At 70.7% G+C, this 10,255-nt stretch carries 11 protein-coding genes; 3 read left to right on the forward strand and 8 right to left on the reverse strand.

Translation table 11 applies throughout. The annotated features are described in order from the left end of the window. Positions 1 to 16: 16 nt before the first annotated feature. The gene (locus tag AOK00_RS26815; protein WP_055602836.1) at positions 17 to 376 is read right to left on the reverse strand and encodes an arsenate reductase family protein; all 360 of its coding nucleotides are present in this window, start codon (positions 374 to 376) and stop codon (positions 17 to 19) included. 148 nt (positions 377 to 524) lie between these two features. On the opposite strand from AOK00_RS26815, the gene AOK00_RS26820 reads away from it, so the two are divergent. Further along, complete coding sequence (locus AOK00_RS26820; protein ID WP_055602837.1) at positions 525 to 800, forward strand: hypothetical protein; 276 nt, start codon at positions 525 to 527, stop codon at positions 798 to 800. A gap of 56 nt (positions 801 to 856) precedes the next feature. Here the strand turns inward: AOK00_RS26820 and AOK00_RS26825 are convergent, their stop codons facing one another. The 3 genes from AOK00_RS26825 to glnA form a co-directional block, all read right to left on the reverse strand. Next, complete coding sequence (locus AOK00_RS26825; protein WP_055602838.1) at positions 857 to 2,050, reverse strand: cytochrome P450; 1,194 nt, start codon at positions 2,048 to 2,050, stop codon at positions 857 to 859. Next, complete coding sequence (locus AOK00_RS26830; RefSeq protein ID WP_079042211.1) at positions 2,047 to 2,760, reverse strand: tRNA-dependent cyclodipeptide synthase; 714 nt, start codon at positions 2,758 to 2,760, stop codon at positions 2,047 to 2,049. Before AOK00_RS26830 ends, AOK00_RS26825 begins: the two co-directional genes overlap by 4 nt. A 234-nt stretch (positions 2,761 to 2,994) precedes the next feature. Then, positions 2,995 to 4,419, reverse strand: coding sequence for a type I glutamate--ammonia ligase (gene glnA, locus AOK00_RS26835; protein WP_030314285.1), 1,425 nt, complete (start codon positions 4,417 to 4,419; stop codon positions 2,995 to 2,997). Between the two features lie 222 nt (positions 4,420 to 4,641). Here glnA and AOK00_RS26840 point away from each other — a divergent pair, with 222 nt between their 5' ends. Then, positions 4,642 to 5,109 carry an RDD family protein gene (locus tag AOK00_RS26840; protein WP_055602839.1) on the forward strand — a complete coding sequence of 156 codons (468 nt, stop codon included), beginning with the start codon at positions 4,642 to 4,644 and terminating at the stop codon, positions 5,107 to 5,109. A 144-nt stretch (positions 5,110 to 5,253) separates the two neighbouring features. On the opposite strand, the gene AOK00_RS26845 is transcribed toward AOK00_RS26840, so the two are convergent. The 4 genes from AOK00_RS26845 to lipB all read right to left on the reverse strand — a co-directional run bounded on the left by AOK00_RS26845 (position 5,254) and on the right by lipB (position 8,350). Then, a complete protein-coding gene (locus AOK00_RS26845; protein ID WP_055602840.1) occupies positions 5,254 to 5,958 on the reverse strand; it encodes a DUF4191 domain-containing protein in 705 nt (234 codons plus the stop codon). Between the two features lie 10 nt (positions 5,959 to 5,968). Next, entirely contained in the window at positions 5,969 to 6,184 is a 216-nt protein-coding gene (locus AOK00_RS26850) for an SCO2195 family GlnR-regulated protein (RefSeq protein ID WP_055602841.1), read from the reverse strand. Positions 6,185 to 6,448: 264 nt separating this feature from the next. Beyond that, complete coding sequence (lipA, locus tag AOK00_RS26855; protein WP_030314291.1) at positions 6,449 to 7,417, reverse strand: lipoyl synthase; 969 nt, start codon at positions 7,415 to 7,417, stop codon at positions 6,449 to 6,451. Between the two features lie 114 nt (positions 7,418 to 7,531). Further along, a complete protein-coding gene (lipB, locus tag AOK00_RS26860) occupies positions 7,532 to 8,350 on the reverse strand; it encodes a lipoyl(octanoyl) transferase LipB (protein WP_055602844.1) in 819 nt (272 codons plus the stop codon). A gap of 288 nt (positions 8,351 to 8,638) precedes the next feature. Here lipB and AOK00_RS26865 point away from each other — a divergent pair, with 288 nt between their 5' ends. Further along, complete coding sequence (locus tag AOK00_RS26865; protein ID WP_055602842.1) at positions 8,639 to 10,192, forward strand: hypothetical protein; 1,554 nt, start codon at positions 8,639 to 8,641, stop codon at positions 10,190 to 10,192. Positions 10,193 to 10,255 lie beyond the last annotated feature (63 nt).

Below are 10,255 nucleotides of genomic sequence, written 5' to 3' on the forward strand. Positions count from 1 at the left end.
ATCGGCAAGACACCCCCTAGCGGGAGAGCGCGTCCCGCACGGCCTCCTCGGACCGGCCGACGACGGCCGTGCCGTCCTCGGCGGTGATGATCGGCCGCTGGATGAGCTTGGGATGCGCGGAGAGGGCCTCGATCCACCGCTCCCTGCTCCCGGCGTCGCGGGCCCACTCCTTCACCCCGAGCTCCTTGGCGACGGCCTCCTGCGTCCGGGTGATGTCCCACGGTTCGAGCCCGAGCCGGTCGAGCACCTGCCGGATCTCGTCGGGGGAGGGCACGTCCTCCAGATAGCGGCGCACGGTGTAGTCGGCGCCCTCGGCGTCGAGAAGGGTGAGGGCGCTGCGGCACTTGGAACAGGCGGGATTGATCCAGATCTCCATGCGCCCACGGTACCCCCCAGGGCCCGCTCCACCACCCCCCAAACCCCCTCTGGCCAGGGGCGATTGTCAGTGGGGGCCACTAAAATAGGGGGTGAAGGTGAGGGTCCCGGGGAGGGCCCGCACCCCGCCGTTCGCCAGGAGGTAGCCCATGGCTCTCGCCGTGATCCGGACACCGTCCCTCGAACCCTGGAAGCCGCTCCAGAAGAAGCCGCTCCCCGCGGGCCGCCCCCGCGAGTGGTACGTGACGCACAACCGCCGACTGAAGGCCATGCGCCTCGCGATCGCCCTCCTCGACGCCGGCGTCTACGTCCCGTCGAAGGCCACGAACGCGACGATACGCAGCACGGCCCATCACATCGGCATCCACCCGCCCTCGGACACCACCTGCCGCATGGTGCGGGCCATGATCCGCCACGGCCGCTGACGGCGGAGGGCGCTGCCCGGCCCCGGCCGGGCAGCGCCGTCGTCGGACCCCGCCCGCTACCAGGCCACCGGAAGCCGCTCGGGGAGCCGCTTCATGAAGTTGGTGCGCCACACCAGCTGTTCGACCGGCACCGCGAGCCGCAGCCCCGGCAGCCGGTCGAGGAGCGTCTCCAGGGCGATCTCGGCATGCCGCTTGCCGAGCGCCGTCGCCGGGCAGTAGTGCCGCCCGCCGCCGAAGGAGAGGTGCTCGGCGGCGTTCTCCCGGTCCGGCCGGAAGACCAGCGGGTCCGGGAAGCGCTCCGGATCGTGGTTCGCCGCCTCCACCAGCACCAGGACCAGTTCGCCGGCCCGCACCTCGACCTCGCCGAGCCGGACGTCCTCCGTGGCCAGCCGCGGCAGCCCGTCGCCGATCGACAGATTCACCCGCAGCAGTTCGTCCATCGCCCCGGCGACCCCGTGCGCGCCCGTGGTCAGTGCCTCCCGGACGTCCGGCCGGGTCAGCACCGACACGAGCGCCATCGTCAGGAATCCGGCGGTGGAGATCACCCCGGCCCCGAACAGCGTCACGCCCACCGTCGCCAGCATCTCGTCCGTCAGATGCGCGTAGTCGGGGTCCTCGCGCAGCGCCGCGAGCTCCGCCATCAGCCCGCCCGTCGCCGGATCGTCGAGGCGCTCGGTCATGTACGCGATGTCCCGGTCCCAGTGGAGCCCGGCCGCCTCGATCTCGTGCGGGGCGTTCATGAAGGCCACGTCCAGACTGCGCAGCAGCCGCGGACCGTCCTCCTCCGGGATGCCCAGCATCCGGCAGTGCAGCCCGGCAGAGTACGGATCGGCGTAGGCGCCCCGCAGCTCCCCGGGCGCCCCCTCGGCGACCAGCGCGTCCACCAGGGCCCCGGCCCGTGCCCGCAGCCACTCCTCCAGGCCGGGCGCCTTCGGGTTGATCGCCTTCATGACGGCCTTGCGCAGCCCGGCCCCGGTGATGTTGCCCATGTTGTTGACCACGTGCGGCGGGATCGTCAGCGCGTACTGCCGTGGCGCTCCCGGCGCCGAGGTGTCCTTCAGGCTGAACCTCGGGTTCTCCAGGACCTCCCTGCACAGCTCGTACGAGGAGACCAGCCAGGCCTCGGCCCCGGCGATCGTCCGCACACGCCGTACGGGTTCGGCGCGCAGCGCCTCGACCTCCGCGGGGAGCCGGGTCCCGTCCCAGTCGAAGGGGAACGCGGGCAGTTCGTTCGTCATGACCACGGTCATCGCGAATCTCCTTCGACGGGCGTGAGGATGCCGTGCCCCTGGTTGCGGGAGGCACGCAGCCCGGTGCCCCGGGCGTAGAGCAGATCGGCGAGAGGCAGGGCCTGGTGGTAGCAGTTGAGCGAGGACGGCACCCCGAGGATCGCGGGGGTGTCGAGGAACAGCGGCACCTCGGCGCAGATGTACGCCCGGCACACCTCCTTCTGGAGCCCGCTCGCCTCCTGCCCCGGCGCCAGCTTCCCGGCCAGGAAGATCCCGGTGAGGGCGTCGCAGGTCTGGCGTACGACCGGATCGCCGTCGACGGCCGCCACGACCTGGCGGTGCAGTTCCTGGTACGCGGGCAGGGCCCGGAACTCCGACATCCCGCGGGCCCGTACCCGTACGCCCGTGGGATCGGCCTCGGCCACGGCCGTCCCGACCTTCGCCCGCACCCCCCGCAGGTTCTTGACGGCCTTTCGTCGCGCCTCGTCGGCCCCGTACCCCAGCGCCTCGTACATGTCGGAGACATGTAGATCGGTGTAGACGAGATCGACCTGTTCGAAGTGGTCCAAGCCCCAGCGCGTCAGCTCGCGCAGCCGCTGGGCGGTGAAATAACTGTTTCCCGGAGAGACGCCGATGACCACGTGCGCGCCTTCGTCGGCGATGACGCGGCAGTGATCGGTGTACGGCTGGAGTCGGAGCGTCTCTGCAGGGGCGAAAGCCGCCTGAGTCACGTCGGCAGTCCTCATCGCGCCAGCTAGTCCCAGCGGAGCCCTGTGCTCCGGGTGTGGCGGCGGCGACGACCACACGCTATCGATCAGTCGCGGAGCGTGAACCCTCTACTCGTGGGTACGCACGAGAGTTCGTCACCTGTTCGCATTCCTGTGATCTTGGCCGGAAACGGCGAGGCCCGCCGCCCCCTCGAAGGGGACGACGGGCCTCGGGAGATCTCGCTCGCGCGGTACGGCCTAGAGGTCGAAGTAGAGCTCGAACTCGTGCGGGTGCGGGCGCAGCTGGATCGGGGCGATCTCGTGGGTGCGCTTGTAGTCGATCCAGGTCTCGATCAGGTCGGACGTGAAGACGCCGCCGGCCTGCAGGTACTCGTTGTCGGCCTCGAGGGCGTTGAGGACGGCCTCCAGGTTGGTCGGGACCTGCTGGACGTTCGCGTGCTCCTCGGGAGCGAGCTCGTAGAGGTCCTTGTCGATCGGCTCCGCCGGCTCGATCTTGTTCTTGATGCCGTCGAGGCCCGCGAGGAGCAGCGCCGAGAAGGCGAGGTACGGGTTCGAGGACGGGTCCGGCGCGCGGAACTCGACGCGCTTGGCCTTCGGGTTCGAGCCCGTGATCGGGATGCGCATGGCGGCGGAGCGGTTGCGCTGCGAGTACACCATGTTGACCGGGGCCTCGAAGCCCGGGACCAGGCGGTGGTACGAGTTCACCGTCGGGTTGGTGAAGGCGAGCAGCGACGGCGCGTGCTTGAGGATGCCGCCGATGTAGTAGCGGGCGGTGTCCGAGAGGCCCGCGTAGCCCGTCTCGTCGTAGAACAGCGGGTCGCCGTTCGCCCACAGCGACTGGTGGACGTGCATGCCCGAGCCGTTGTCGCCGAAGATCGGCTTCGGCATGAAGGTCGCGGTCTTGCCGTTGCGCCAGGCGACGTTCTTCACGATGTACTTGAAGAGCATCAGGTCGTCGGCCGCGGCGAGCAGCGTGTTGAACTTGTAGTTGATCTCGGCCTGGCCGGCGGTGCCGACCTCGTGGTGCTGGCGCTCGACCTGCAGGCCGACGTTCTCCAGCTCCAGGGAGATCTCCGAGCGCAGGTCCGCGAAGTGGTCGACCGGCGGGGCCGGGAAGTAACCGCCCTTGTAGCGGACCTTGTAGCCGCGGTTGTTCTCCTCCGCACCGGTGTTCCAGGCGCCGGCCTCGGAGTCGATGTGGTAGAAGCCCTGGTTCGCCGAGGTCTCGAAGCGCACCGAGTCGAACACGTAGAACTCGGCCTCGGGGCCGAAGTACGCGGTGTCGGCGATGCCGGTGGACGCGAGGTACGCCTCGGCCTTCTTCGCGATGTTCCGCGGGTCACGGCTGTACTGCTCGCCCGTGATCGGGTCGTGGATGAAGAAGTTGATGTTCAGCGTCTTGTCGCGGCGGAAGGGGTCCACGCGGGCCGTCGACAGGTCGGCGCGGAGCGCCATGTCGGACTCGTGGATCGCCTGGAAGCCGCGGATCGACGAACCGTCGAAGGCGAGCTCCTCCGACGGGTCGAACGCCGTCGCCGGGATCGTGAAGTGCTGCATCACGCCCGGAAGGTCGCAGAAACGGACGTCGACCATCTTGACGTCGTTGTCCTTGATGTACTTCTTGACCTCGTCGGCGTTCTGGAACCCGTGCGTCTCGGACATCCCACTCCTCCTACTCCCGGCCCGGGGAGGGGCGGGGTTTGCAGCTGGTTCGTGCGGCCAGTGCGGTGGCACACGCTGGACCCGACCATAGGCAGACGGGATTTCTCAAGCATGACCCATTTGTTTCGTCGAAGTTAACCGGGGTGGGTGTCGCCGCGCCTGCCGACACCCTTCGCCGACCCGGGCCGAAGTGATCAAAAACGGGCGCAGTACCGTGGTCGCGTGGACAACAGGCAAGCACTCGGATCTTGGCTCTCCGGCCCCCGCGCGGCGGCCGAGGACGCAGGCGTCGACTTCGGCTACCGCGGTCAGCAGCTGGGGCTGCCCGAGGAGGGCCCCGGTTCGATCGCCCGCCCCGGGCGGCGTCTCGGCGCCCTCGCCGTCGACTGGGCCCTCTGCACGCTGATCGCATACGGCCTGATCACCGACGGCTACAACCAGGCCACAGGAAACTGGGCCCTGGCCATCCTGCTCGTTCTGAGCGTGCTGACCGTCGGCACCATCGGCTCGACCCCCGGCAAGCGCCTCTTCGGCCTCGGGGTCGTCTCCGTGAACGGCGGCCGCCTCGGCCTCCCGCGCGTGGCGCTCCGCTCCCTGCTCGTCTGCCTGGCGATCCCGGCCCTCATCTGGGACCGCGACGGCCGCGGCCTCCACGACCGCCTCTCCGGCGCCGTACAGGTCCGTATCTGACCGCCGGGCCGCCCCGGCGGCGCCCCCGGCCTCGCGGGGCGGCGAGCGCCCGCGGAGGCTCATGAGGAAGGCCCCGGACCGTCACGCGGTCCGGGGCCTTCCTCATGAAGCAGTTCTGGAAACAATCGCTTCCGGTCGGGCGCGTCAGCGCATCTTTCCGCCCCGCGGCATCCGCATGCCCTTCGGCATCGGACCCTTCGGCAGCGGCATGTTGCTCATCAGGTCACCCATCGCCCGCAGCCGGTCGTTGGCCGCCGTCACCTGCGGGCCGGTGAGCACCCGAGGCAGCTTGAGCATGGTCGTGCGGACCTTCTTGAGCGGCACCTGGCCCTCGCCGTCGCCGACGATGATGTCGGTCACCGGCACGTCCACCACGACGCGGCTCATGCGCTTCTTCTCGGCCGCGAGCAGCGCCTTCACCCGGTTCGGGTTGCCCTCGGCCACCAGCACGATGCCGGCCCGGCCGACCGCCCGGTGGACGACGTCCTGGCTGCGGTTCATCGCGACCGCGGGGGTCGTCGTCCAGCCTCGCCCGACGTTCTGGAGCACCGCCGCGGCAGCGCCCGGCTGGCCCTCCATCTGCCCGAAGGCCGCGCGCTCGGCGCGCCGCCCGAACACGATGGCCGCCGCCAGGAGCGCCAGGACGAAGCCCAGGATGCCCAGGTAGACCGGGTGACCGATCAGGAAGCCGATCGCGAGGAGGACACCGAGTACGACGATGCCCACGCCTGCGACGACAAGTCCGACCTTCGGGTCAGCCTTTCGGGTCATCTTGTACGTGAGGGCGATCTGCTTGAGCCGCCCCTGGTTCGCAGCGTCAGCGCTGCCCGTGTTTGCCTTCCTCGCCATGTCCTGAAGTTTACGTGGCCCGGGAAGTCCGGCCCGACGCGACCTCCATCACGTGCTGGGCCTCGACCCGGTCCCTGGCGCGGCGGCGGTCCTCCAGGACGGAGTTCCAGGCGTTGCGCCGGGCGGTGCGCTGCCCGGCGCCGAGGAGCAGTGCCTCCACGGCCTTCAGGGCGTCGGTGACGGACGGGATCGCGGTGACGCGGACGTGCGTCGATGCGGCCGGCATGTCGGGGTCCTCCCTCGATTGCGGATGAGACGAGGCGGGGGGCGAGCAGGGATGTGAGCGAGTCGTGGCGGTGAGTGAATCCATGCTCACAGACTGGTGTTACCAGGGCGTGACCCGGTGGTCAAACACTGGTGAAACGTTGATGCGGCCATGTGGCGGGTCCTGGAGACACGGACGCGGCCCGTACGTCCCCGCTGAGCTGCGGGGCCGTACGGGCCGCGTCCGATCCGGCCATTACCGACCGGTAACCGCTTGTGCTCCGATTCACACGGCCTGCGTGGCGTTGTCCACCGCGCCGCGCTTCTCGATCGCCTGCTGGAACAGGCGCCCCGCGCGGTACGACGAACGGACCAGCGGGCCCGACATGACACCGGAGAAGCCGATCTCGTCGGCCTCCTCCTTGAGCTCCACGAACTCCTGCGGCTTCACCCAGCGCTCCACGGGGTGGTGCCGGACGGAGGGACGCAGGTACTGCGTGATCGTGATCAGCTCACAGCCCGCGGCGTGCAGCTGCTGGAGCGCCTCGCTGATCTCCTCACGGGTCTCGCCCATGCCGAGGATCAGGTTCGACTTCGTGACCAGACCGTAGTCACGGGCCTGCGTGATGACGTCCAGCGAACGCTCGTAACGGAATCCCGGACGGATCCGCTTGAAGATCCGCGGCACCGTCTCCACGTTGTGCGCGAAGACCTCGGGGCGGGAGGCGAAGACCTCCGCCAGGAGCTCCGGCACCGCGTTGAAGTCGGGCGCGAGCAGCTCGACCTTGGTACGGCCCTCGGCGCGCTCCGCCGTCTGCTGGTGGATCTGGCGCACGGTCTCCGCGTACAGCCAGGCGCCGCCGTCCTCCAGGTCGTCGCGCGCGACGCCGGTGATGGTGGCGTAGTTCAGGTCCATCGTGACGACGGACTCGCCCACCCGGCGCGGCTCGTCCCGGTCCAGCGCCTCGGGCTTGCCCGTGTCGATCTGGCAGAAGTCGCAGCGCCGGGTGCACTGGTCACCGCCGATGAGGAAGGTCGCCTCGCGGTCCTCCCAGCACTCGAAGATGTTGGGACAGCCCGCCTCCTGGCAGACCGTGTGCAGCCCCTCGCTCTTCACGAGGCTCTGCATCTTCGTGTACTCGGGCCCCATCTTCGCCCGGGTCTTGATCCACTCGGGCTTGCGCTCGATGGGGGTCTGGGCGTTCCGGACCTCCAGGCGCAGCATCTTGCGTCCGTCGGGTGCGACTGCGGACACATCGGCTCCTGTAGCTTCGATTCTTCGGCGAACACCAGGGTACGCCGTTGCTTCCCATGCCTTACTACGTCTGGCCAACCTCTGGCCAGCGCCCTGCATTCCTGCGGGCACTCCTCAGGCCGAGGCCGCTTCCACCGGACGCTCGATCTCGCGCGGCTTCAGCTCCGCCTGCTCCAGGACCGCACGCAGATGCTTCTCCACCACCGGCAGCACCTCCTCGATCGTGACGTCGCGGCCCAGTTCGTTGGCGAGCGAGGTGACGCCCGCGTCGCGGATGCCGCACGGGATGATCCGGTCGAACCATGCGTTGTCCGGGTTCACGTTGAGGGCGAAGCCGTGCATCGTGACGCCCTTGGCGACCCGGATGCCGATCGCGGCGAGCTTGCGGTCCTCGCGGCGCTGGCCGGCGTTGGACGGGGCGTACTCGGGGCCGTTCAGGCGCGGGTCGAACTCCTCGTCGTTCAGACGCGGGTCGAAGTCCAGCGACAGGCCGCCGAACGACGGCCGCCGCTCTTCCGCCTGCCGGGGTTCGCCGAGCACCCACACCCCGCTGCGGCCCTCGACCCGGCTCGTCTCCACGCCGAACTCGGCGGCGGTGAGGATCAGCGCCTCCTCCAGCCGGCGCACGTGCGCGACGACGTCCACCGGGCGGGGCAGCTTCATGATCGGGTAGCCGACGAGCTGGCCCGGGCCGTGCCAGGTGATCTTGCCACCGCGGTCGACGTCCACCACGGGCGTCCCGTCGAGCGGGCGCTCGTTCTCCGCCGTACGCCGGCCGGCCGTGTAGACCGGCGGATGCTCGAGGAGCAGACAGGTGTCGTCGATCTCGTCGGCGAACCGCGCGGCGTGCACTTCGCGCTGCTTGTCCCAGGCCACCTGGTAGTCGACGGCTTCCTCGCCGAACCCAAGGCGGACGAATCGCAGCTCACTCACGGCCATGCCTCCTCCTGGGTGCCGGGGTCCGGAATCCGGGGATCATCCCGGGCCGGTGCGGCACCATGCGTCATTCGCGCCCATGCCACTGTACGGCGGTGCCGGGGACGGCCCTCCGTCAGGTGACCGGGGACACCTACGTCAGCGATGCCATCAATCCTCACACGATCGGATGAATGTGGGGCGAAGGTGGCGGTACAGGCCGTGAGGACCGCTAAATTCACGCCGTTCCATGAGGGTCCGACGGGGCTGCCGCCCGGACCCGGAAGGCAGGAGACCGCACAGCTGATGACGGAACGACCACCGCAGCGCATCCCGAACCGCCAGCTCGCCGCGCTCATCGCCGAAGCGGGATTCTCCCATGCGGGCCTGGCGAGACGGGTGGACCAGCTCGGTCTGGAACACGGTCTCGACCTGCGGTACGACAAGACCTCGGTCACCCGCTGGCTCCGCGGCCAGCAGCCGCGCGGCACCACGCCCGCGCTGATCGCCGAGGTCTTCACCCGTCGCCTCGGCCGCCGGCTCTCCGCCCAGGACCTCGGCCTCGACGCCTGCGCGCCGGTCTACGCGGGCCTGGAGTTCGCGGCGACCCCCGAAGAGGCGGTCGACATCGTCAGCGGGCTCTGGCGGAAGGACTCCGGCAGCCACGCCGAACTCCGCAAGATCGCCTTCACGCCGGCGGGTCTGGTCGTGCCCAGCCGCGACTGGCTGATCGGCCGTGCGGACGACCGGGTGGCGCGGGGGGACGGGCCACAGGGGCCCCGGACCCCGTCGGGCGCCGCAGCCGCGGCCGCGGTCACCGCCGCGGTCACGGCCGAGGCCCGCCTGCCGCACGACCCGCGCCCGGCCCACGACCCCCGGCTCGCCCACGACCCCCGGGTGCCACCCCAGGCCCGCTTCTCCGTGCCCAGGCAGCGCGGCATGGACCGGGGGCCCGGCCAGCGGGTCTCCAGCGGGGACATCGCGGCCCTGCGCTCGGTCGGCGAGCTCTTCCGCACGCTCGACCACGCCTACGGCGGCGGGCACGCCCGGCAGGCCCTCGTCCGCTACCTGGAGCACGAGGCCGAGCCGATGCTGCGCGGCACGTACGGCGAGTCCGTGGGCCGACGCCTCTTCGCCGCGGCCGCCGACCTCACCCGGCTGGCCGGCTGGACGTCGTACGACATCGCCGCGCACGGCCTCGCCCAGCGCTACTTCGTCCAGGCGCTCCGGCTCGCCCAGGCCGCCGGGGACCGGGCGTACGGCTCGTACGTGCTCCTCACCATGAGCTGCCAGGCCGTCTACCTCGGCCACGGGCGGGAGGCCGTGCAGCTCGCCCGGGTCGCCCAGCAGGGCGTCGGGCCGGCCGCGCCGCCGGTCGTCCAGGCGATGCTGCACGCGGTGGAGGCGCGGGGACACGCGGTCCTCGGCGAGGCACGGGCGTGCAGCGCCTCGCTCGTACGGGCCGAGCGGGCCCTCGAAGCGGCGCGGCCGGGCGACGAGGTGCCGTACTGGGCCCGGACGTTCGACGAGGCCCAGCTCGCCGACGAGCTCGGGCACTGCCACCGGGACCTCCAGCAGTACCGGCCGGCCGCCCAGCACGCCGAACGCGCCCTCCAGCTCCGGGCCCCCGGCTTCGCCCGCAGCCGCCTCTTCTGCCGGGTGGTCCTGGCGACGTCGCGACTGGCCCTGGGCGAACTGGACCAGGCGTGCGCGCTCGGCGCGGAGGCTGCCCAGCAGGCCTCGGAGATGCGGTCGGCGAGGGCGGTGGAGTACGTACGCGACTTCGAACGGCGGCTGGAGCCGTACCGGGACGCGGCGGCGGCCCGCGCCTACCGAGACCGAGTAGCAGCCATCGGCTGACCCCCGGGGCCCGCCCGCGGCCCGGTACGGCTCCAGCCGCCGTTCGAAGTCGCGTACGTACTC

The sequence above is a fragment of the Streptomyces aureus genome, from assembly GCF_001418135.1.
GTDB classification, from domain to species: domain Bacteria; phylum Actinomycetota; class Actinomycetes; order Streptomycetales; family Streptomycetaceae; genus Streptomyces; species Streptomyces aureus_A.

What these genes read in the sequence shown, in the direction of transcription:
- AOK00_RS26845 (WP_055602840.1), bottom strand. Translation starts at nt 5,958, where the DNA reads ATGGCGAGGAAGGCAAACACGGGCAGCGCTGACGCTGCGAACCAGGGG.
- AOK00_RS26820 (WP_055602837.1), top strand. Translation starts at nt 525, where the DNA reads ATGGCTCTCGCCGTGATCCGGACACCGTCCCTCGAACCCTGGAAGCCG.
- glnA (WP_030314285.1), bottom strand. Translation starts at nt 4,419, where the DNA reads ATGTCCGAGACGCACGGGTTCCAGAACGCCGACGAGGTCAAGAAGTAC.
- AOK00_RS26850 (WP_055602841.1), bottom strand. Translation starts at nt 6,184, where the DNA reads ATGCCGGCCGCATCGACGCACGTCCGCGTCACCGCGATCCCGTCCGTC.
- AOK00_RS26825 (WP_055602838.1), bottom strand. Translation starts at nt 2,050, where the DNA reads ATGACCGTGGTCATGACGAACGAACTGCCCGCGTTCCCCTTCGACTGG.
- AOK00_RS26865 (WP_055602842.1), top strand. Translation starts at nt 8,639, where the DNA reads ATGACGGAACGACCACCGCAGCGCATCCCGAACCGCCAGCTCGCCGCG.
- AOK00_RS26815 (WP_055602836.1), bottom strand. Translation starts at nt 376, where the DNA reads ATGGAGATCTGGATCAATCCCGCCTGTTCCAAGTGCCGCAGCGCCCTC.